Annotated in this window: 18 protein-coding genes; 13 read left to right on the top strand and 5 right to left on the bottom strand. The window is 63.1% G+C overall.

The window, feature by feature from the left end; genetic code table 11:
- Positions 1 to 12 precede the first annotated feature (12 nt).
- The 4 genes from E1K68_RS00090 to tssA all read right to left on the bottom strand — a co-directional run bounded on the left by E1K68_RS00090 (position 13) and on the right by tssA (position 3,736).
- Complete coding sequence (locus E1K68_RS00090) at positions 13 to 501, bottom strand: type VI secretion system tube protein Hcp (protein ID WP_003195562.1); 489 nt, start codon at positions 499 to 501, stop codon at positions 13 to 15.
- Positions 502 to 656: 155 nt separating this feature from the next.
- Positions 657 to 2,153, bottom strand: a complete 1,497-nt coding sequence (tssC, locus tag E1K68_RS00085; protein ID WP_003195559.1) for a type VI secretion system contractile sheath large subunit — start codon at positions 2,151 to 2,153, stop codon at positions 657 to 659.
- A 2-nt stretch (positions 2,154 to 2,155) separates the two neighbouring features.
- Positions 2,156 to 2,662 (bottom strand): type VI secretion system contractile sheath small subunit, encoded by a 507-nt coding sequence (gene tssB, locus E1K68_RS00080; RefSeq protein ID WP_003195557.1) that lies wholly within the window; start codon positions 2,660 to 2,662, stop codon positions 2,156 to 2,158.
- Positions 2,663 to 2,716: 54 nt separating this feature from the next.
- Positions 2,717 to 3,736 carry a type VI secretion system protein TssA gene (gene tssA / locus E1K68_RS00075; RefSeq protein WP_003195555.1) on the bottom strand — a complete coding sequence of 340 codons (1,020 nt, stop codon included), beginning with the start codon at positions 3,734 to 3,736 and terminating at the stop codon, positions 2,717 to 2,719.
- A gap of 393 nt (positions 3,737 to 4,129) precedes the next feature.
- Between tssA and tagH the strand changes: the two genes are divergently transcribed.
- The 13 genes from tagH (at position 4,130) to E1K68_RS00010 (ending at position 21,616) form a co-directional block, all read left to right on the top strand.
- Positions 4,130 to 5,458 (top strand): type VI secretion system-associated FHA domain protein TagH, encoded by a 1,329-nt coding sequence (gene tagH / locus E1K68_RS00070; RefSeq protein ID WP_212613635.1) that lies wholly within the window; start codon positions 4,130 to 4,132, stop codon positions 5,456 to 5,458.
- Between the two features lie 57 nt (positions 5,459 to 5,515).
- On the top strand, positions 5,516 to 6,025 hold the full coding sequence (tssJ, locus tag E1K68_RS00065) for a type VI secretion system lipoprotein TssJ (RefSeq protein ID WP_003195552.1): 510 nt from the start codon (positions 5,516 to 5,518) through the stop codon (positions 6,023 to 6,025).
- A gap of 18 nt (positions 6,026 to 6,043) precedes the next feature.
- Entirely contained in the window at positions 6,044 to 7,378 is a 1,335-nt protein-coding gene (gene tssK / locus E1K68_RS00060) for a type VI secretion system baseplate subunit TssK (RefSeq protein WP_212613634.1), read from the top strand.
- Between the two features lie 6 nt (positions 7,379 to 7,384).
- Entirely contained in the window at positions 7,385 to 8,674 is a 1,290-nt protein-coding gene (locus E1K68_RS00055; RefSeq protein WP_003195548.1) for a DotU family type VI secretion system protein, read from the top strand.
- Positions 8,671 to 12,171: a type VI secretion system membrane subunit TssM gene (gene tssM, locus E1K68_RS00050; protein WP_212613633.1), complete on the top strand. Its 3,501-nt coding sequence runs from the start codon at positions 8,671 to 8,673 to the stop codon at positions 12,169 to 12,171. Before E1K68_RS00055 ends, tssM begins: the two co-directional genes overlap by 4 nt.
- The gene (gene tagF, locus E1K68_RS00045) at positions 12,168 to 12,821 is read left to right on the top strand and encodes a type VI secretion system-associated protein TagF (protein ID WP_003195544.1); all 654 of its coding nucleotides are present in this window, start codon (positions 12,168 to 12,170) and stop codon (positions 12,819 to 12,821) included. The genes tssM and tagF overlap by 4 nt, the downstream gene beginning before the upstream one ends.
- Positions 12,822 to 13,541: a protein phosphatase 2C domain-containing protein gene (locus E1K68_RS00040; RefSeq protein ID WP_034129104.1), complete on the top strand. Its 720-nt coding sequence runs from the start codon at positions 12,822 to 12,824 to the stop codon at positions 13,539 to 13,541.
- A complete protein-coding gene (locus E1K68_RS00035; protein ID WP_212613632.1) occupies positions 13,538 to 16,516 on the top strand; it encodes a serine/threonine-protein kinase in 2,979 nt (992 codons plus the stop codon). The genes E1K68_RS00040 and E1K68_RS00035 overlap by 4 nt, the downstream gene beginning before the upstream one ends.
- Positions 16,516 to 17,220 (top strand): ABC transporter ATP-binding protein, encoded by a 705-nt coding sequence (locus E1K68_RS00030; protein ID WP_057710584.1) that lies wholly within the window; start codon positions 16,516 to 16,518, stop codon positions 17,218 to 17,220. The genes E1K68_RS00035 and E1K68_RS00030 overlap by 1 nt, the downstream gene beginning before the upstream one ends.
- Positions 17,220 to 18,404, top strand: a complete 1,185-nt coding sequence (locus tag E1K68_RS00025; protein ID WP_212613631.1) for an FtsX-like permease family protein — start codon at positions 17,220 to 17,222, stop codon at positions 18,402 to 18,404. Before E1K68_RS00030 ends, E1K68_RS00025 begins: the two co-directional genes overlap by 1 nt.
- Positions 18,397 to 20,109, top strand: coding sequence for an SUMF1/EgtB/PvdO family nonheme iron enzyme (locus tag E1K68_RS00020; RefSeq protein ID WP_212613630.1), 1,713 nt, complete (start codon positions 18,397 to 18,399; stop codon positions 20,107 to 20,109). The genes E1K68_RS00025 and E1K68_RS00020 overlap by 8 nt, the downstream gene beginning before the upstream one ends.
- Positions 20,110 to 20,193: 84 nt before the next feature.
- On the top strand, positions 20,194 to 21,117 hold the full coding sequence (gene tagQ / locus E1K68_RS00015; protein WP_212613629.1) for a type VI secretion system-associated lipoprotein TagQ: 924 nt from the start codon (positions 20,194 to 20,196) through the stop codon (positions 21,115 to 21,117).
- 124 nt (positions 21,118 to 21,241) lie between these two features.
- Entirely contained in the window at positions 21,242 to 21,616 is a 375-nt protein-coding gene (locus E1K68_RS00010) for a hypothetical protein (protein ID WP_003195530.1), read from the top strand.
- Between the two features lie 271 nt (positions 21,617 to 21,887).
- On the opposite strand, the gene E1K68_RS00005 is transcribed toward E1K68_RS00010, so the two are convergent.
- Positions 21,888 to 22,130 carry a DUF6124 family protein gene (locus E1K68_RS00005; RefSeq protein ID WP_057710580.1) on the bottom strand — a complete coding sequence of 81 codons (243 nt, stop codon included), beginning with the start codon at positions 22,128 to 22,130 and terminating at the stop codon, positions 21,888 to 21,890.
- Positions 22,131 to 22,711 lie beyond the last annotated feature (581 nt).

Raw genomic sequence — 22,711 nt, 5'->3', positions numbered from 1 at the left:
CCACAAGGGCTATCAGCGTTTGGTGTTGGAGCGAATGTTCCAGCCAAACTTGATGGCGCCGCCGTCTTTGGTGCCGTCGGCTTTCTGCGGCTGGTAGTCGACCATCACTTGGGCGAAGTTCAGGGTGACGTTTTCGGTCAGGCGATCATCGCTGCCCGAACCGCCGGTGCTCAAGGAGGTGACCAGCACTTCTTCCAGGTTGATCACCATGTACTCGACCTGGCTCTCGCCACCGGCCTTGCGCACGGTCAGCTTGACCTTGTCGATGTGCTTGCCGCTGGCGCAGTGCATCATCAGGTTGGGCGAAGCCTTGTCGACGTACTTGGTCAGCGACAGGTCCTGGATATTCACCTTGCCCGCGCCACCGCCACCGCCGACGTGCATGTTGCCGGACTGGGACATGCCCCAGCTCCAGTTCAACACATCGATTTCGTCCTTGTGGGCCTTGTCCATGGACTCGCCCTTGATGTCGCCGATCTTGATGAAAATATCAACAGCCATGTTTTCTCCCTGTGTGGCCCATGCCACTTGATTGGGTGATCGTTCCCACGCTCTGCGTGGTAACGCATCCTGTGACGCTACGCGTCACCGGGACGCAGAGCGTCCCGGGCGGCATTCCCACGCGGAGCGTGGGAACGAGCTAGCTCAATCGTTACTTATGCGCTTTTTGCCGAAGGCAGTTTCGATACCAGGCGCAACGACACCGTCAGCCCTTCAAGCTGATAGTGCGGGCGCAGGTAGAACTTGGAGTTGTAATACCCCGGGTTGCCTTCGACTTCTTCCACGATCACTTCGGCCGCCGCCAACGGGTGCTGGGCCTTGGTGGTTTCGGTGGAGTGCGCCGGGTCGCCGTCGACGTAGTTGAGGATCCAGTCCTGCAACCAGCGCTGCATTTCGTCCTTCTCTTTGAAGGAGCCGACCTTGTCGCGCACGATGCACTTCAAGTAGTGGGCGAAACGGCAGGTGGCGAACAGGTACGGCAGGCGCGCGGCCAGGTTGGCGTTGGCGGTGGCGTCCGGGTCGTCGTATTCGGCAGGTTTTTGCAGCGACTGGGCGCCAATGAACGCGGCGAAGTCGGTGTTTTTCTTGTGCAGCAGCGGCATGAAACCGTTCTTCGCCAGTTCCGCTTCACGGCGGTCGCTGATGGCGATTTCGGTCGGGCACTTCATGTCCACGCCACCGTCATCGGTAGGGAACGTGTGGGCCGGCAGGTTTTCCACCTCACCGCCAGACTCGATGCCACGGATACGCGAGCACCAGCCGTAGTGCTTGAACGAACGGTTGATGTTCACCGCCATGGCGTAGGCGGCGTTGGCCCAGGTGTACTTGGAGCTGTCGGCGCCGTCGGTGTTTTCTTCGAAAGCGAAGGCTTCCACCGGATCGGTCTTGGCGCCGTACGGCAGGCGTGCCAGGAAGCGCGGCATGGTCAGGCCGATGTAGCGCGAGTCTTCCGATTCACGCAGCGAGCGCCAGCCGGCGTATTCCGGGGTGGTGAAGATCTTGGTCAGGTCGCGTGGGTTCGACAGTTCCTGCCACGAGCCCATGCCCATCACAGTCGGCGAGGCCGCAGCGATGAACGGCGAGTGCATGGCGGCGCAGACTTTCGACAGCTCGCCCAGCAGTTCCACATCGGGCGGCGACTGGTCGAAGTAGTAGTCACCCACCAGGCAGCCGTAAGGCTCGCCACCGAACTGGCCGTATTCTTCTTCGTACATCTTCTTGAAGATCGGGCTCTGGTCCCACGCGGTGCCCTTGAACTTCTTCAGGGTCTTGTGCAGGTCTGGCTTGGAGATGTTGAGCACGCGAATCTTCAGTTGCTCATCGCTCTCGGTGTTATTGACCAGGTAATGCAGGCCACGCCAGGCGCTTTCCAGTTGTTGGAAATCCTGGTGGTGGATGATCTGGTTGACCTGGGCGGTGAGCTTGGCGTCGATGGCGGCGATGATCGATTCGATCGACTTGATCGCGTCGTTGGACACCAGGTCGGTTTGCGCCAGGGCCTGTTCGGCCAGGGTGCGCACCGCGGTTTCAACGGCTTCGCGGGCACGCTCGGTCTTGGGTTTGAATTCTTGCAGCAGCAGGTTCGCGAACTCGCTGGCTTCTTCGGTGGTACCCAGGATCTGGCTGCCTTCGCGGGCGGTATTGTCCGTCATGATTACTGCTCCCCTGCAGGCTTGGGCGCACTGGCAAGTGCCTGAAGCAATGCCGGGTCCTTGATCGCCTTCATGATGATTTCTTCAGCGCCAGTCTTGCCGTCCATGTAGGTCAGCAGGTTGGCCAATTGGGTGCGGGCTTCGAGCAGCTGGTTCAGGGAGTCGACCTTGCGCGCCACGGCGGCCGGGCTGAAGTCGTCCATGCTTTCGAAGGTGATGTCCAGGCTCAGGTTGCCTTCGCCTGTCAGCTCATTGGGTACGTGGAACGCGACGCGTGGCTGCATGGCCTTGAGGCGTGAGTCGAAGTTGTCGACGTCCACCTCAAGGAACTTGCGGTCGGCCACGGGTGCCAGCGGCTCGGCAGGCTTGCCGGCGAGGTCGGCCATCACGCCCATTACGAAGGGCAGCTGGACCTTTTTCTCGGCGCCGTAAAGCTCGACGTCGTACTCGATCTGCACTCGAGGCGCACGGTTGCGCGCGATGAATTTCTGAGAACTTTGCTTCGCCACGTTGCTGCTCCTGGTCGCTTGAGCGACGGTGTTGTTACTGCACGGTCCGGCGGCTTACTCGCTTTCGGGGCCGCGCAGGTTTTCAAATTGGGACATGCCATCGGGAATCAGATTGCGCACGATGGCCGCAAAGTCGGCATGCACCAGATTCTTGGCTCGGTTCAACAACACCGGCAGCGGGCTCGAAGGCTCGTGGCGGGTGTAGTACGCGAGGATTTTGTCGAGGCTGCGCAGCACATCGTCGCGGGTGGCGATGTCGCCAGAAGGGCGAGGAGCTGCGGGCGCGGCGGCGTTATCGACCGAGGGGGCATTGTCTTCACTGACGGCCTCGGGATCGCTGCTGCTGTCGGTGCCTGGCACCGCTTGATTGAGCAGTTGCAGGGCCTGTTTGAGCGGCTGCTTCAAGGCGCTGAGGTCCACGCCCTGGGCGGAACCGACTTGGTCATTGACCTGTTGCTCAATGGCCTCGCACGCCGCACGCGCCGCGCTCAAGGCGTCACGGGTGGCTTGCAGTTGTTCGGGGTCGCTGTCCAGGAACGCGGCGTTGAGTTGCTGGTTGCCCAACTGCTCATCGGCAAAACTCTGCAGGCCGCTGGCGTTGAGCGCTGCGCGCAGGGTCACGGGCCCGAAGGTGCGCGAGCGCGTCAGGATGCTTTCGCGCAGCAGACGAATATTGGTCTCGCAGGTCAGGCCGGTAAGGGCGTTGATGCGCACGGTGGGGTCGTTGTCATCGTCGGCATCCAGGCGCGGGTGCAGCTCGGCCCAGTATTGGCGCAGCAAGGCGTCGATCAGCGTGAGGACTTCGGCCAGCCCGGCCACACCCTGGAGGGCGAGGGTGCTTTGCAGCAGAAAGTGGGTGATGCGCAGGTCTTTGCTGCGCTGCAACAGGTCGAGGCTTTGCTGCTGGATGCTGCGCCACTCGGGCGGCTCAGCGGGCAGGATCGAGTCGCCCATGCTGCGTTCGGGTTGGCCCTTGGCATCACGTTCCAACTGCAGAAATTGCGCGTCGTATTCCATGTCTTCGCCACAGGGTGACGTCGCGGAAACGGCGGTGAGCAGCAACGGCACATCCACTGAATTCGATCTCCTTATCGGCCCGCTGGACGGCGGGCAATGCATGCACTAGTTGCGTAATGAACTTTGCATGTTTTCTTGGTCATACACTCAGCGTGCCACTACTGCGCCATCACTGATGTTCAAGAAGTTGTGCATTTTTGGTGTAGTACTTATGGCTTGTCAAGGTAAGCTATTCGCCCTCTGTGACAGATGTGCGGTGTTTAACAACCTGCGCGACTGGCGAGTCGAAAGGCGCGCCCAGAGCGGATTTTTGTCATGGAAGCCAGTTAAGATCAGCGATCATGCTGGTAAAAGCAGATTTTGGCGGTCGTTTGTACGACAGGACGGGACTTTCCAGGGCGGCACAGCCTCCTGGGTAGGCTGCGCGCGATGTATCAGCAAGGAGGCAAGATGTCGCTGTGTTTGACTATCACTAGTTATCACAAGATCACCCCTGGGCAATGCCCCGAAAAGTCCATGGATCAGGGCGTGATGGCTATTGGCCGCAGTTCTGACAATGACTGGGTATTGCCCGACCCTGAGCGTCTCGTCTCTTCGCAACATTGCGTTATTCAATACAAAGATGGCCGTTACTACTTGACCGATAACAGCACCAATGGTGTGGAATTGGTCAAGGCGGGTATTCGTATGCGTCGGGGTAACAGCGAGCCGTTGCAAGACGGTGAGTTGATCCGCATCGGTGATTACGAAATCCAGGCGCGCATCGACTTCAACGTGCAGGCCATCGACAGCCAGCCATTTGCCGGCGACTCACCCAACAGCTTTGAAGCGCTGATGGGCGCCGTGGCGAGCCAACCTGCGCCCACACCGATGATTGCGCCGCAGTTCCAGGGCGCCTCGGCCATGGAAACTTTGCCAGACCTGTTCGACTTCCTCAGCCCCACCGCCGTGCCGCCGCCCACCGTGGCGGACCATGTGCCGTCCGAGCAACACGATTTTCGCCCCCCGGCTCCAGTGGCCGTACCGGCGCCCGAAAAGCCGGCTGTGCAAGGCTCGGTGATTCCCGAAGACTGGGACCTGTTCGGCGACGCGCCCGCGCCTGTGGTCAATGCTGCGCCTGCCCCAGACCCGATCATCCCGCCGCCACCTGTGGTCGAGCCTGTTGCGCTCCCCGTGGCCAATGCCGAGCTACAACCGGACCTTTTGCAGGCCTTCCTGCGCGGTGCGGGCCTGGACCAGTTGCGCCTGGACAAAGCCGACGCCTGTGCGCAGATGGAAAGTATCGGCCGCAGCTACCGGTTGATGGTCGAGGGCTTGATCGACGTATTGCGTGCCCGTGCCAGCCTCAAGGGCGAGTTTCGCATGCAGCAGACGATGATCCGCCCCGCCGAAAACAACCCATTGAAATTCGCCCCGAATGCCGATGAAGCGTTACTGCTGTTGCTGCGTCATGGCAACCAGGCATTCATGGCGCCGGACCTCGCCGTACGTGACAGTTTCGACGACCTGCGCGCCCACCAGTTGGCCGTGATGGCTGGCGTGGAAGCGGCGATCAAGCACCTGCTCATGCGCTTTGAACCGGCGCAATTGGAGGAGCGCATGGGCAAACCCGGCGGCCTCTCGAGTCTGTTCAACGGTTCGCGCCAGGCCCAGTACTGGCAGCAGTTCACCGAGCTCTACAGCAATATTTCCCGCGAGGCCCAGGACGATTTCCAGGACCTGTTCGGTCGCGAATTCAGCCGGGCCTACGAAGAACACAGTGCACGACAGCGACGCTGAAAACGCCTCGCACCAATGGATAAAACGGATAGCTAAATACGTCATTGAGGACGCAGGATGATTCCCAGGTTTTTACTCGCAGCCGCTACCGCGCTGCTGCTGACGGCGTGTGCCAACGACGCGGTCAAACCCCAGGCGGCTGCCGAGGCCGAAGCCGACACGGCCGCCGTCGAATTGCACTTTCACGCGATTGCTGGGCTTAACCCCGGTGCCAACGGCCAGGCCGCGCCGGTGCGGGTGCGCATTTTCGAATTGAAAAACGCCGCTACCTTTTCACGCTCCGATTACTTCGCCCTGGCGGACCGTGCGCAATCGACCCTCGGCCTGGACCTGCTGGACCAGGACGAAGTGATGGTGCAGCCCGGCCAACAACTGAGCGTGCAGCGCGACCTCGACCCGTCCACGCGCCAGATCGGCCTGCTGGTGGGCTACCGCGAGTTGGACCGTGCGCAATGGCGCACGGTCATCAACGTGCCGCCGCGCCAATACAGCGAATACCAGATCAGCCTCGACGTGCATGCCGTGCGCGCCGACGTCGTGGCTTCCCCATCCAGCCCAGCCCAATAACAAGCAATCGGAGCCCCCATGTCCTGGAACAATCGCGTGGTCTGGTCGGAAGGCATGTTCATCGGAACGCAGCACTTCCAGCAGCATGACCGTTACCTGGAAAACCTGATCGACGCCCGCAGCCGCCCGTTGTCGGCGGGTGCCTGGGGGTTCTCCGAGTTGCTGATCGACCAGGGCCTGCTGGCCCAGGGCAAGCTGGCGATCGTGTCGGCTCGCGGCCTGCTGCCCGATGGCACGCCGTTCAATATTCCCCAGGACGACCTGGCGCCGAGCCCGTTGAATATCGACGACAACCTGCGCGACGGCCTGGTGTACCTGGCCCTGCCGCTCAAGCGCGCCGGCGCCCGTGACACGGTGGATGAGGGTGAAGCCCTGGAAGCGGCGCGCTACGTGAGCCAGGTGCGCGAAGTGCGCGACGACAACGCCCCGTTCGAAAACCGTGCACCGGTGGCGGTGGGGTCGCGGGCATTGCGCCTGCTGACAGCGCAGGATGGCATCAGCGACTACGCCGCCATCGGCCTGGTACGCATCAAGGAAAAACGCGCCGACCGCGCATTGGTGCTCGATGACACCTACATCCCGCCGGTGCTGGACGTGGCTGCGAGCAAACCGCTGACGGCCTTTCGCAGCGAACTGCTGGGCCTGTTGCACCAGCGTGGCGAAGCGCTGGCCGGTCGCGTGGTGGCTTCGGGTGCCGGTGGTGCCTCGGAGATCGCCGACTTCATGCTGCTGCAACTGGTCAACCGCGCCCAGCCGCTGATCCAGCACTTCAGCCAGTTGAGCCCGTTGCATCCGGAGCGCTTTTTCAGCGAACTGGTCAGCCTGGCCGGTGAGTTTTCCACCTTCTCAACCTCCAGCCGTCGCCCCCAGGAATACCCGCAGTATCAGCACGATGACCTGGCCTTGAGTTTCATGCCGGTGATGGCGGCCCTGCGTGAAGCGCTGTCGATGCTGATCGACAGCAAGGCCACGCCGATCCCGATTGTGGAGAAGGCCTACGGCATCCATGTGGCGATGCTGGCCGACAAGACCCTGCTCGACAACGCCAGTTTCATCCTCGTGGTGCGCGCCGATGTGCCCGGCGAAACCCTGCGTGCGCGTTTCGGCCAGCAGAGCAAGGTCGGCTCGGTGGAGCACATCCGCGACATGGTCAACCTGCAACTGCCGGGCATCGGCCTGCTGCCATTGCCGGTGGCGCCACGCCAATTGCCTTACCACGCCGGCAGCACCTACTACGAGCTGGACCATGGCAGCGAGCACTGGCAGCAGCTGAACAATTCCGGCGGTTTCGCCTTCCATATCGCCGGGCAGTTCCCGGGCTTGAACCTGGCCTTCTGGGCGATCCGAGGATAATTGGCGATGCATCCCAATGATGATGACCGCACCCAGTTCATGCCGCGCCCGGGTGGCCGAGAGCCTGCACCCTCGCGTGCCGAACCTGCGCCGCTGTCGATGCCGGCTGCGCCGATCCTCACCGGCAAGAGCCAGGGCCTCAACCCGCTGGAAAGCGCCGCCGGCCCGTTGCTGGCGTTGTTGACGCGGCTGCGCAACACCATCGCCCACCCCGCGCCGGCCAGCCTGCGTGCGCAGTTGCTGGCGTACCTGCGCCAGTTCGAAGAACGCGCCGAAGCCGCCGGTGTGGCACGCAATGAAGTGCTGTTGGCCCGTTACGCGCTGTGCACCGCCTTGGATGAAGCGGTGCTGAGCACGCCGTGGGGCAGCACCAGCGATTGGGGTAAACAGAGCCTGCTGATCACCGTGCACAACGAAGCCTGGGGTGGCGAAAAGGTTTTCCAGTTGCTTGACCACTGCCTGCAAAGCCCACGGGAGCGTCTGTACCTGCTGGAGCTGTTGTACCTGTGCATGTGCTTGGGTTTTGAAGGGCGTTACCGCGTGATGACTGACGGGCGCAGCCAGTTGGAAGCCTTGCGCGAACGCACCGCCGCGGCGATTCGCAGCGCCCGTGGCGAACACGAGCGTGAGCTGTCACCGCACTGGCGCGGTGTGACCGTGGCCCGTGATCGCCTGGCGCAATTCATGCCGCCGTGGATCGCCGTGGCGATTGGCTTGGCGCTGCTGTTGGCGTTGCTGTTCGGTCTGCGCCTGAAGCTGGCCTCGGACGCCGAGCCGGTGTTCAAGAACATCCATGCCCTGGGCGAGATCCCGGTGCAGGCCATCGACCGTCCGGTGGCGCAGCCCAAAGTGATTGAGCGCCCGCGCCTGGCCGGGTTCCTGGCCGATGACATCAAGGCCGGCCGCGTGGCGGTGGAAGACAAGGTTGACCGCTCTGTCGTGACCATCCGTGGCGATGAGCTGTTCGCCTCGGCCAGCTCCAGCATCGTCGATGACTACCAGCCGCTGATGCTGCGCATCGCTGACGCCATCCGCAAGGTCAAGGGCCAAGTGCGTGTCACCGGGCACAGCGACAATCGCCCGATTGCCACGTTGCGCTTCCCGTCCAACTGGGCGCTGTCCGAAGCCCGGGCCAAGTCGGTGCTGGAAATTCTCGCGGCCAAGACCGGCCAGGCCGAGCGCTTCAGTGCCGAAGGCCGCAGCGACACCGAGCCGTTGGCCACAAACAGTACTGCCGAAGGCCGTGCCCGCAATCGTCGGGTTGAAATCACCGTATTGGCGGAGGGCGTCGAGTGAAGGCGTTTTTCAGTTTCATGATTCGCTGGGTGATCCCCGTGCTGGGCCTGATTGCCCTTAGCCTGATCATCTGGTTTGTTGGCCCGCTGCTGGACGTGCTGGTGCCCGAAGGGCGCCGTTGGGCGCTGATCGTGCTGGTGTTTGCGCTGTGGGTGGCCTATCGCGTGTTCCGCATTATCCAGGCCCGTCGCCAGGCCGCCGAAGTGATGCGCAGCCTGGCCGCAGAAACCCCGGTCGACCCTAACAGCGTCGCGACCGCCGAAGAGCTGTCCACGCTGCGCCAGCGTATGGACGAAGCCCTGGCACTGCTGAAAAAAGCCAAGCTGGGCGGCGATGAGCGCCGCAACCTCTACGAGTTGCCGTGGTACGTGATCATCGGTCCGCCGGGCTCGGGCAAGACTACCGCGCTGGTCAATTCCGGGCTGCATTTCCCGCTGGCGGCGCAATTGGGCGCCGGTGCGGTGCGCGGCGTGGGGGGCACGCGCAACTGCGACTGGTGGTTTACCGACCAGGCCGTATTGCTCGACACCGCCGGCCGCTATACCACCCAAGACAGCAACTCCACGGTGGATAAAGCCGCCTGGCTGGGCTTTCTCGACCTGCTGAAAAAGCAGCGTGCGCGCCGGCCTATCGACGGTGCGTTTATCGCCATCAGCCTCTCGGATCTGCTGCTGGGCACCGACGCCGAGCGCGCTGCCCATGCCGCCGCGATTCGCTTGCGCATCCAGGAGCTGTATACGCAGCTGGGCGTGCGTTTCCCCATCTACCTGATGCTCACCAAGCTCGACCTGGTGCCGGGCTTCATGGAGTTCTTCGACAACCTGAGCAAGGAAGAGCGCGCCCAGGTGTGGGGCATGACTTTTGCCCTGGACGACGGCAAAAACAGCGACAGCCCGCTGGCGCACCTGCAAAGCGAATTCGCCGGCCTGGAGCAGCGCCTCAACGAACGCCTGGTCGAGCGCTTGCAACAGGAACGCGACCCGGCACGGCGCGACCTGATCTACGGCTTCCCGCAACAGTTCGGCGCGTTGAAAGATTGCCTGCAAAGCTTTCTCGAAGGCGTGTTCAAACCCAATGCCTTTGAAGAGCGCGTGTTGCTGCGTGGCGTGTACTTCACCAGCGGCACCCAGGAAGGCAGCCCGATTGACCGCCTGATCGGTGCCATGGCCCAGAGCATGAACCTGGACCGCCAGCACCTGGCGCGCCAGAGCGGCACTGGGCGCAGTTACTTCATCGAAAAACTCTTCACCGCCGTGGCCTTTGCAGAGCGCGGCCTGGTGGGGGTGAACCCGAAAGTCGAGCGGCGCCGCAAATGGATCGCCCGTGGCGTACTGGCGGCCACCGTCACGCTGGTGGTGGTGGTCAGCAGCCTGTGGTGGGTAAGCTATCGCGCCAACCAGGCGTATATCGCCCAGGTCGATCAGAAGGTCGCGCCCCTGGGCCAGACCGTCCAGAACCTGAGCCCGGCACAGCGGGAAGTGCTCGCCGTGCTGCCGTTGCTCAACGCCGTGAAGAACCTGGCGGGGGATTCACCGAGCTGGTCCGAAGGGCTGGGGCTGTACCAGGGTGATATGCTCGAAGCCGAGTCCGCCAGCGTGTACCGCAAACTGTTGATCGCCGTGTTCGCGCCACGCCTGGTGACGCGTATCGAAGAGCAACTGCACGGCGGCGGCAACTCGGACTTTCTCTACGAGGGCCTCAAGGCTTACCTGATGCTCGCCGACACCGAGCATTATGACCCGGACTTCATCAAGGCCTGGATCGCCCTGGACTGGGACCGCAACCTGCCCCGCGACCTGCCGGCCGACCAGCGTCAGGCCCTGGCCGGGCACTTGCAGGCGCTGTTCGAACGCCACCCGCCGAACGCGCGCCTGGTCCCACGTCTGATCGACGATCTGCGTCGGCAGTTGCAGCAATTGCCGGTAGCCCAGCGCGTGTACGACCGCGTCAAGCGCCAGAAACTGCCCGAAGGTATCCCGGACTTTCGCATCAACGAGGCCGCCGGTCGCGATGCCGCACTGGTGTTCAGCCGCAAGAGCGGTAAGCCGTTGGGTGAGCCGTTGAGTGGTTTCTTTACCGCCAAGGGCTATCGCCAGGCGTTCTTGCTCAGCAGCCTGAACCAGACCGGCACCCTGGCCGAAGAGCAATGGGTGCTGGGCCATGAACAGGCCGACCAGCAGAACGTGGTGAGCCTCGCCGCCGACGTGCGCCGCTTGTACTTCCAGGATTACCAGCGCCAGTGGGACGCGTTGCTCGCTGACATCGACTTTGTGCCGATCACCAGCGTGGCCCAGGCCGCCGATGTGCTGCGGGTGATTTCCGGTCCCACCTCGCCGCTGAAAAAGCTGCTGGTGGCGGTTGCCAGGGAAACCGACCTGCAAGCCGAAGAACGCCAACTGGCCGCCAAAGGCGTACCGGTGGAAGGCGGCGTGGACAAGCTCAAGGAACGCCTCGGCAGCTTGCTGGGCGAGGCGCAACCGACGGCGAATGCCCCGGCGCCGGCGGATGATCCAGTGACCGCGCACTTTGCCGAACTCAACAGCACCGTGAGTAAAAACGAAGGTGAACCGGCGGCCATCGACGGCCTGCTGTCGGACATGAATGCACTGTATGTGCAGGTCAGCGCCATGGTCGGTGCCAGCGGCGATGCCTTGCTCGGCGAGGCCAAGAACCAGGCGGCGGCTGCGGCCACACGGGTCAGCCTGAACGCCGAGCGCCAGCCGCCGCTGGTGCAGGGCATGGTCAAGTCGGTGGTCAACTCCACCACCAACAGCATGATGGGCGGGGTGCGTAACCAGCTGAACGCGGCCTGGGTCAGTGAAGTGGTCAACGTGTATCGCCAGTCGTTGGCCGGGCGTTACCCGATGTCGCCGGGCAGTGCGCGGGACGCCACCTTGGATGACTTCGGCCAATTCTTCGGCGTGGGCGGGGTGATGGACAACTACTTCCGCAAATACCTGCAGCCCTATGTGGACACGTCGGCACAGACCTGGCGCTGGCAACCGGGGGCGGCGCAGAAGCTGGGGATTGCTCCTGGCGTGCTGCAAACCTTCCAGCGTGCGGCGACAATTCGGGACGCGTTCTTCCGCTCCGGTGGCACCCAGCCGATCGTGCGTTTCGAGCTCAAGCCGGTGTCGATGGACCCCACCATCACCCAGTTCCTGCTCGACCTGGACGGCCAGCAACTGAGCTACGACCACGGCCCGAGCCGCCCGGTAGCTATGCAATGGCCGAACCCCGGCAGCATTGGCGTGGTGCGTATTTCCATCATGCCGCCGTCGGCCAGTGGTCGCTCCGGTATCACCCTGGACGGCCCGTGGGCCTGGTTCCGCCTACTGGAGCAATCAGACCTCACCGCAGGCAACTCGCCGGACCGTTTCAACCTGCGCCTGCGGGTCGATGGTGCGAGCATCGCCTACGAGTTGCGCGCCAACAGTGCGTTCAACCCATTCAAGAGCCGCGTGCTCAGCGGCTTCAGCCTGCCGGAGCGGCTATGACGGCCCTGGGTTTCTACGGCAAGTTGGCCAGCCGCGGCGACTTTGTCAGCCGCGCCTTGCCCCAGAGCTTTATCGGCCCGTGGGACAGCTGGCTGGCTGCGGGTTTGCTCGCCAGCCAGAACAGCCTCGGCGCTGACTGGCTGAATGCGTACCTGGTCAGCCCGTTGTGGCGCTTTGTGCTGGCGCCGGGCGTGTGCGGGCCGGATGCGGCGGCGGGCGTGGTGATGCCGAGCATTGATCGGGTCGGGCGGTATTTTCCGCTGGCGGTGGTGACCTTGCTGGATCACAACACCAACCCGGCGTCGCTGGTGGGCGGTTCGGACGCCTGGTTCGAGCAGGCTGAAACCTTGTTGCTCAGCACCCTCGACAGCGGCGCGACCTTCGAAAGCTTCAACGCCGGGCTCGACGAGTTGGGTGTGCCGGCCAGCGAGCCGCGGGCGGTGGACAGCCGTTTCGCCGGCCTGCAAAGGGTGGCAGCCACCGTGCCGCACCAGCGTATGACCGCGCTGGCTGAACAGGCGTGCGAGGGCGCAAGCCTGTGGTGGGGGCGAGGTTCGCAGCGTATCTCTCCCGGTTTATTACGGTGCCAGGGCTTGCCTGCCGCCAGCGATTTTGCGCAGTTTTTGCTCGGACAAGAAGGTGTGGTGTAGATGGGCGTGACGTACGAATCCGCGAGCAAAAGCCATGTGGGCATGGTTCGCCAAGTCAACGAAGATGCCTTTCTGGACCTGCCGGAAAACCGCTTGTGGGTGGTGGCCGATGGCATGGGCGGGCACGCGGCGGGGGACTATGTCAGCAGCTTGATCGTCGACAGCCTGCGGCATGTGCCGCTGGGCCGCTCCCTGGACGAATACTCGGCGGCGCTGCGCAATGACCTGCTGCGCATCAACGCAGCCGTGCGCGAAGAAACCGCCAACCGAGGCGTGACCATGATGGGCAGCACCGTGGTGGTGTTCGCCGCGCGCGGCTTGCGCGGGGTGTGCCTGTGGGCCGGCGACAGCCGCCTGTACCGCCTGCGCGACGGCGTGCTGGAAAGCATTTCCCGCGACCACAGCTACGTGCAAGACCTGCAAGACAGCGGCCTGCTCAGCGAAGCCGACGCCCGCACCCACCCGCGCTCCAATATCGTCACCCGCGCCATCGGCGTGGAGGCCCAGTTGGACGTCGCCTCAGTGGACCTGTTGATCGCCCCCGGCGACAGCTACCTGCTGTGCAGCGATGGCCTCAACAAAACCGTCGAAGACCACGAAATCCGCGACGTGCTCAGCCATGACGCACCGGATGAAATCGTGCGCAGCCTGGTGCACCTGGGGCTCAATCGCGGCGCACCAGACAACATCACCACCCTCGTCGTGAAGGTCTCGTCATGAACATCGTGATTCCGGGTTATGACATCGAAGGCGAGATTGGCGAAGGCGCCATGGCCAGCGTGTACCTGGCGACCCAGCGTTCGCTGGAGCGCAAAGTGGCGCTGAAGGTGATGGCGGCAGCGCTGGCAGCCGACCCGAGTTTCTGCGAACGCTTCCTGCGCGAGGGCAAGACCCTGGCGCGCTTGTCGCACCCGCACACGGTGACCATCCATGACATCGGCAACGTCGGTGAGCTGTATTACATGGCCATGGAATACCTGCCCAACGGCACGCTCAAGGAGCGCATTGCTGCTGGGCTGACCCCGGAGCAGGGCGTGACGCTGATCCGCCAGATTGCTTCGGCCCTGGGCTATGCCCATGCCCAAGGGCTGGTGCACCGCGACGTCAAGCCGGCGAACATTCTGTTTCGGGCCGATGGCACGGCAGTACTGTCCGACTTTGGTATCGCCAAGTCGCTGGACGACCGCACCCAATTCACCCAGGCCGGGTTTGCCGTGGGTACACCCAGCTACATGAGCCCCGAGCAGGCGCGGGGCCAGGAGATCGATGGCCGCGCCGACCTCTACGCGCTGGGCGTGGTGCTGTATGAAATCCTCGTCGGCAAGCTGCCTTACAACGGCACCGATGCACTTTCTACCGCTCTGGCGCACTTGACTGAACCCTTGCCGGAATTGCCGGTGCATCACGGGCGCTACCAGGGTGTGCTGCGCAAGTTGTTGGCCAAGGACCCGGCGGAGCGTTATCCAGATGCGGCAGCGTTGTTGTTGGCGCTGGATCAACTGCCGGCGGATGAATCGGACGCCACGCTGGTACGGCCGCTGCCGATTCCATTGAGCGTTGATCTGGCGGGCATGACTCCTGTCACCATCGACATTCCGACTGATAAACCGCAGCCGCAGCCAATAGCGCGCCAACCGGTGGTCACGCCGACCCAGCACAATGCCCCGTCCGAGCAGCGCCGTGGTCCGGTATTGGCCTTGGCCGCCGTGGCGGTCGCCGTCGCGTTGGCCATTGGTGGCGCCAGCTACTGGTGGTTGAGCGGCGGCGATGAACCGGCCCCGCCGCCAGCCGCCGTGGTGCCCAAGGTGACGCCAGCGGTGGCTGTCGCTGAAGTGGATGGCGGTCAACGCCCGTTGCTGATGGCAGGCAAGAAAACCTTGTTCCAGCGCGTACTCAGCAAACCCGGCGCCCAGCTTTCAGCGGACGCAGGGAGCTCGCCGGGTAAAGCGCTGCCGGCGTTTTCCGTGCTCTACGTGTACCAGCGCAAAGACGTCGACGGCAGCCCGTGGGTACGCGTCGGCGCCGCCACCGATGGTCGCAGCGACGGTTGGCTGCCGGCCTCCCAGGTCAGCGACTGGAAACAAAGCCTGGTGCTCAAGTTCACCGAGCGCTCAGGCCGGGCGCCCGTGATGTTCCTGCGCCAGCCCGGTGAGGTGGAAAAACTACTGGCTGACCCTGCTGCAGCGAAAAGCGCCTTGGCCAAGGCGCAGAACAACCGAGAAGACAACCAGCAAGTCCTGGCCCTGGAACCCACCGCCAGCGCGGTGCCGCAGAACCAGTTCTACCTGTTGCCGATCTTCGATTCCAAAGAGAGCTTCGACGACAACGGGCAGCCGGTGCAGTTGCTCAACGTGGCCTCCATCGACCCAGGCAGCCGCGCCGCTGCCAGACCGGCCAGCCCGACGCTCAGCGCCAATGCCGACGCGTTCCGCACGGCCGTGGTGCTGGTGGTGGACACCACCGTGTCGATGCAGCCCTACATCGACCAGATTCGCGACGTGGTGCATGAGCTACAAACCCGTATTGCCGAGCGTGGCGAGTTGGACAGCGTCAGCTTCGGCATGGTCGGCTTTCGCAGCAGCATCCAGAAAACCCCGGGCCTTGAGTATGTCGCCAAGACCCTTATCACCCTCGACCAAGGCCGCGATCCGCAACGCTTCCTGGATATGGCGCGCCAGGTCAAAGCGTCGACGGTGTCCAGCCACTCGTTCAACGAAGATGCGTTTGCCGGGGTGATGCAGGCGGTGGACGGCATGGATTGGTCCGGCTACGGCGGGCGCATCATCCTGCTGGTTTCCGATGCCGGCGCGCTGCGCAAGAACGACCCGTTCGCCGCCACCCAGATGAACGAAGCCGAAGTGCGCCAGGCGGCCCTGGGTAAGCAGATCAAGATCTATGCGCTGCACCTGCGCACCGACGCCGGCAAGAAAACCCATGCCGGTGCCGAGAGCCAGTATCGCGTCCTCACCGCCGACGCCAACCCGCAGATCGGCGACCTGTACACGCCAGTGCCAGGCGGCGATGTGCGCAAGCTGGGTGAGCGTGTCGATGAGATCGGCACGGTGTTCGCCAACCTCGTGCATCAGGTGCGCAGCAACACGCCGCAGCCCGTGCCGTTGCTCAGTGCTGCGCCGAGTCTGGCGGACAAGTCCGCCGCCGTCGGCTATGCCATGCACATGGACTTTCTCGGGCGCAAAACCGCGAGTCAGGCACCGCAATTGGTCAGCGCCTGGACCGCTGATCGTGACCTGACCAACCCGGCGCTGCCAGCGTTCCAGGTGTGCGTGATGCTGACCAAGCTGCAACTCAACGACCTGCAACAATCGTTGAAGTTGATCGTGGATGCGGCGCGCAAGACCCAAAGCTCGCCCAAGGATTTCTTCCAGGAAATCGCCAGCGCCTCGGCCTATATGAGCCGTGACCCGCAGGCCCTGCGCAAGGGCGGCAACCTGGCTGACGGCGGCCTGCTCGGTGAATACCTGGAGGGCCTGCCGTACCGCAGCAAGTCGCTGAACATGACCCAGGACCTGTGGTTGTCATTGAGCGTGGCCGAGCAGGAAGACTTTATCGACGAGCTGGATTCGAAAATCCGCCTGTATGAAACCTTCCATAACGACGTGGCCAACTGGGTCCGTTTCGGCGATGCCGAACCGGGCGATGCGTTGTACCGCGTGCCACTGTCGACGCTGCCGTAATGCTGAGCCTGAACGCGGTGCACAAGAGCCGGGGCCTCGGTAGCCAGCGCTACAGCCTGGTGATCCCTGCGTTGCAGCTGGGCGCGGGTGAACAACTGGCAATTGTCGGCCCCAGCGGTTGCGGCAAGAGCACCTTGCTCGACCTGCTGGCGCTGGTGTTGGCGCCGGATCAGGTGGGGCAGTTTGCGTTCAACCAACAGGACATCGGCGCGCTGTGGCGTGCCGACCGGCAATCGGCGCTGGCCGCGTTGCGCAGCCAGCACTTGGGCTATGTGCCGCAGACCGGAGGCTTGCTGGGGTTTCTGGATGTGCGCGGCAATATCGCGCTGTCGCGCCAACTGCTGGGCTTGCAGGACGACGGCCGCGTGGCGCGCCTGGCTGAGCAGTTGCAGATCAGCGATCAGTTGGCCAAGCGCCCGGCGGCGTTGTCGGTGGGCCAACGCCAGCGGGTCAGCTGCGCGCGGGCCCTGGCCCATGGGCCGCAACTGGTGCTGGCCGATGAGCCGACGGCGTCCCTGGACCCGCTCAACGCCGAGCGCGTGATGCAGGCACTGCTGGCCCAGGCCCGCGAACACCGTACGGCCTGTGTGATCGCCACCCATGACGAACCGCTGGCCCGCGCCAGTGGCTTGCAGGTGCGGCGTATCAGTTGCCAGCGCGATCCAGACGGCGGCGTCACCGCAACCCTCGGGGAGGCGTGCTGATGCGCATCGGCCTGGTTGCCTCGCTCGCCTGGCAGGACTACCGCAACGATGGGTGGCTGTCGGCCTGCTCGGTGTTGGCACTGGTAGCGGTTATCGCGCCATTGCTGGTGTTATTCGGGCTGAAATTTGGACTGGTTAGCAGTTTGACCGAACGCTTGGAGACCGACCCCGCCAGCCGTGAAATCATCCCATTGGGCGGTGGCCGATTCAGCGCGGCGTTTATCGCGCAACTGGGTGAGCGCAGCGATGTGGCCTTTGCTGTGCCGCGCACACGGCAAATTGCGGCCACGGCGCAGGTGGGCACCTTGACCCTGGAAATGCTGCCGACTGCCGCAGGGGACCCGCTGTTGGCAGGCTTGCCGATGCCCCACGGCCTGGACCAGATCGTGCTCAGCCATACCGCCGCCGAAAAGCTTGCGGCAAGGCCCGGTGACTGGCTGGAAACCAGCTTTGCGCGGCAAGTGGCGGGGCGCGTCGAGGCCCAGCGCACGCGGTTGCAGGTACTGGCGGTGTTGCCGCTGGAGGCCTTCGCTCGCGAGGGCCTGTTTGCCGATCTGGCGTTGCTGGAGGCAGCGGAAGATTACCGCGATGGCCGTGCGGTGCCGGCGTTGGGTTGGGCTGGTGAAGCGGCGAGCGTGAGTGAACAGCGTATCTACCCGGCGTTTCGCCTGTATGCGCGCAGCCTCAGTGATGTGGAACCGCTGCGGGTGTATTTCGCCGGGCAGCACCTGTTGGTTTCAACCCAGGCGCACACCATCGCTCAAGTGCAATCGTTGAGCCGCAACCTGTCGATTGTGTTCTGGATCATCGCCGGGTTGGCGTTGGCCGGGGCGTTTGCGGCTATTTTCGCGGGCACCCTGGCGGCGGTGGCGCGCAAGCACCGGGAACTCTCGGTGTTGCGCCTGCTGGGGTTTTCCACCGCCGCGTTGTTGCTGTTTGTGCTGCTGCAAGCGCTATACAGCGCAGGGTTTGCCGCTGTGCTCAGCGTTGGGCTGTATGCCCTGGCCGAGGCCGCGTTGAACAAGCTTTTTGTGCAGGTGCCGGGCGAGTACGCCAGCCACCTGTTGGCGCGCCATTACGGCCTGGCCCTGGTGGCGGTGCTCGGCGTCAGTGCCGTGGCGGCCGCCTGTGGTGGTTGGCGGGTGGCCCGTATCCAGGCTTCTGAAGGAATCAGAGATGTATAAATTACTGGGCGCCTGCGTGGCGCTGAGCCTGGCCTCGCTGGCCTGGGCCGATGAGGCAAGTGACAAGCTCGACAACCCCAAGCCGTTGCCGGACGACGTGAGCCTGCCGCTGCCCTGCGAAGGCAACATGGTGTTCCGCTACGCCTACATCCTGGCCCAGGGCACCCTGGATGACCGTGAAATCAGCCTGGGCTACCCCTTTGCCGAAGGCGAGGCGGGTTATCAGCAGTCGTTTATTTCCGGCTACCGCCGCGACTTCATTAACGGCCAGTTCACCCTCAAAGACTTGCCCAAGGACTGGAGTAAGGTCATCGCGCCGCAGATGCCGAAGACCGACGCCAAGACTCCGCTCAAGCCGATGCTGTACTTCATCGGCAAGTACGAAGTGACCACCCGCCAATACGCCCAGGTGATGGCCCAGGCGCAATCCCTGGCCAGCGGTGAACCGGCTCCCGCATGTGAGGCGCCCACGGGCATGGCCGGGCGTTTGCCCAAGGTGAAGCTGTCGCGCTTTGAAGCCGAGCGTTTCTCGGCGGTGTACAGCGCCTGGCTGATGAAATATCACCGCGAACTGCTGCCGGTAAGCGGGCGCGGTGCGTCGGCCGAAGACGGCGGCCTGGGCTTCGTGCGCCTGCCCACCGAAGTGGAGTGGGAGTACGCCGCACGCGGCGGCCAGGCGGTGAGCCGCCAGGACCTCGAAGGCCGCCTGTATCCACGGCGCGCCGAAGGCAGTGAAAGCGATGGCCCGCTGGCCGATTACGCGGTGTTCAACCAAGTGGCCGGCGGCACCGGCCAGGCGGCGCGGTTGATGCCCATCGGTACCAAATTGCCTAACCCCATCGGCATGTTCGACGTGATCGGCAACGCCGCGGAAATGGTCCAGGAATCCTTCCAACTGGTCCACGCCGGCCGCCGCCAGGGCACCTACGGCGGCTTTGTGGTCAAGGGCGGCAACTACCTGGAAGGCGAGGGCACGTTGTTCACCGGCATGCGCCGCGAATACCCGCTGTTTGCCGCTGATGGCACCGAGCAAAGCAACGAGACCACCGGTTTTCGCGTGGCGATTGGCGCGTTGTCGGCGCCGCGCTCGCGTTACAAGGAATTGTTCGCCCAGTGGCAGAAGGAAGGCCGCCTGGCCTCCCTGACCGACGCCATCGACGACGCCCAGGACCCGACCAAACGCCTGGACAGCATCATCGCCGCCAGTGTCGATCCCAAGCTGCAAGCCGAACTGGGCCTGGTCAACGAAGAGCTCAAGCGCAACGTGTCGCTGATCGCCCAGCAACGCGAAGAAGCGGCGGGCAATTTGATCCAGTCGGCGGCGTTGGTGGCCGAGACCATCAGCAACTACAACATCCGCCTGGCCAACCTGCAGAAGAGTCGCCAGCAGGCGGTGGACAGCAAGGACGAGGCCAGCACGCAGCTGTTCGACATGGCCATCACCAATGGACGCAGCGCGTTGGACGGCGCGGTGGCGATTTACATCGACAACCTGGCCACCGGCACGCGCTACACCGATGCGGTGATCCAGGCGCAGTTTCAACGGATCAAGGAAGAGTTGGATCGCAAGCCAGTGCTCGGCAAGAGCCTGGTGACGCGCGCGACACTGTTCGTTCGCCATGTCGGCAACTACCGCAAGCAACAGCGGGCCGACCCGGCAACGATCTTGAAGGAATTGCTCGCAGCGAGCGGTCAGCGGTCTTGATCGTTGGCTGTCTAGCGAGCTTGGAAGGGACTCAGGCGGCGGTGGGCCGTGCTGGGCAAGTCAAACTTAACAGAGATCACATCTATGCTTTTTTCCCGTAAGGCGGTTTCCAAGCGTCACCTGCTGCTGATCGCAGCTGGTTTCAGTACCGTGTTGACTGGTTGCGCTACGTCGCCTGCGTCCAAGGTGGCGTCGAGCACCAAGGTCGAGTACTACCCCAACTGCTACGAGCCGGTGCAGCACCTGCGCGCCACCGATTCGGACATGACCAAGTCGGTCGTCACCGGTGCAGCCCTCGGCGCGGCTGGCGGTGCCCTGCTGGGCGCCCTGACCGGCGACAAGGACAGCCGTGGCCGCAATGCCGCAATCGGTGCCGCAGGCGGCGCCCTGGCTGGCGGCGCGGCGGGGTACTACACCGAGCGCCAGAAGCAGATCACCGATGACAACCAGCGCATCGCGTCCTACTCCACTGACTTCAACAAAAGCGCCTCGGACATCGACCGCAGCACCGCCTATGCCAAGGCCTCGCAGCAGTGCTACCAGAGCGCATTCACCAAGCTGGTGGCTGATCGCAAGGCCAAGACCGTCAACGACACCGAAGGCCGCAAGCGCCTGGCGGAAATCGTCGCGGGCCTGAAGGAATCCAATGACCTGATCGTGACGGTCAACGGCAAAGCCAGCGAAGACTTGAACAACTACACCCAGGCCTACGAGAAAGACCTGCAACAGGTCGGCGTACAGCGCAGCGATGTGGTGACCGTGGCCACCGCCGATACCACGCAAGTGGTCGCTCCGGCCAAGGGCAAGAAAGCCGTCAAACCGGCCAAGAAGCCGGTGCTGCCGACAGTGCCGAAAGAAGCGGTAACCACCGAGCGCAGCATCCAGACCGTGCAGGCCAAGCAAGCTGAAAGCAAGCAGGTTGCCAGTGCGGGTAAGACCCAGATCGAAGCGACCTGCCGCAATCCAAACCTGGCCGACTGGGCGCCAGTGCCGTGCCCTAACGTTTAAGTACTTGTTGCTATAAGCGTTAAACGCCAACCGATCTGCGCCTAAAGCGCGAGATCGGTGGCGTTCTTTTTGCAAATCGTTACACTGCTGCGGCCACTCCAATAAATACACCGAGGCCGTGTGCATGAAATTTCGTCTTCTCCTGTGGGTGCTGGGCCTGATGATGGGCAAAGCCAGCCGCACCAACCCCGCCTTCCAGCAGCAACTGGGTGACAAAGACCTGGCCTTCCAGCTGCAGACCCTCGACGGCAAGGTTGCCCGTCACTTCATCGTCAAAGACCAGCGCATCACCAGCCGCTCAGGTGTCCACCCGGCGCCGGCCTTCGCGATTGCCTTCAAGGATGCCGCCTACGGCTTCGCCACGATGCAGGCGAAGAACAAGCAACTGGCGTTCATGACGGGGATTCAGGACAAGTCGATCCAGATCAAGGGCAACCCGGCACTGGTGATCTGGTTTCAGGGGCTGACCAAGTATTTGAAGCCGAAGAAAAAGAAGTAACGATGACGCGGGTTGCCTGCCGCCCCGCGGTGTTCTCAGGTTTTTCGCGAGCAAGCTCGCTCCTACATTGAGGGGGGATGTTCAGGGACACCGCGTTGGATTCATCGCAGGCAAGCCAGCTCCCACAGTGACCGCGTTCCAACTTGGAAATACGGTCAATTGTGGGAGCTGGCTTGCCTGCGATAGCGGTGTAACAGGCGGCGGGTTTACCCCTGGCTGCGCAACAGGCGCACCGCCAGACATACCAGGTTCTCGGGGTATTGCCGTCATCTCACCGGGTTACTTGCCCCGAGACATTGAGTACCCGATCAGCTAGCAACTGTGCCAGTTCGATTAACTGCGCAACGCCCAGCAGCTCCTCTCGTTTTGGTCCTTCAAGGTCAAAGGCCAGATCGCAACTCAGCGCATTGGCCGAGGCCAGTGTTTCGCTGAGGTTGACCAACAGGTCTTCGGTACTGATGCCTGCGGCTACAGTGAACAAGCGGATGGGGGGATGGGGGGTAGGTTGGATCATCGTGAACTTCCTGATTTAAGTGGAGCTGCCACAGATCGCCGCGACGCGATCGGGTGGTAGCTGTACGCAGGTTCGCGGACCGGAATCAGGAAACCGGCATACCCGAAGGTATCCCGCGCACAGCCACCATAACGCCGCACAGTAGACGATAAAAAGGCGTCATCTGAAAGCGGAAATGGCACTTTGCGTCTGATTAAACCGGGCCGCGACGCCCAACCGCTGCGTGTGCAGCGGTGTACGAAGACTAGAGGTCGAGTGTCCTAGGGACAACCTCAAAGCCTTGTAAGACGTTTCTGTTTTTCCCACTACCTAGCCGAACGGACAGTTGTTTGGCTTTGCGCTCGTCAGCAATATCTTCCTTGCGCCATTTCGGCGCCCTTCCTTTTGCATAACAACGCAACGACCGCGTTTGAGCATCCTTGCGCGCTAAAAAAGGACCAAACATGAAGAGCATTGATTTTCAAGTTCAGCAGCCAGTTGGACCGACCAACGCCAACCTCATCGACTGCATGGAGAACCCAATGTAAGGCGCTACAACATCACCACCGGTTCAACCACCACGGTGGGTGGCAAGGTAACCA

Source organism: Pseudomonas sp. B2021, from assembly GCF_018135665.1.
Lineage (GTDB): Bacteria > Pseudomonadota > Gammaproteobacteria > Pseudomonadales > Pseudomonadaceae > Aquipseudomonas > Aquipseudomonas lactis.
This window is presented reverse-complemented; position numbering and strand designations above follow the sequence as displayed.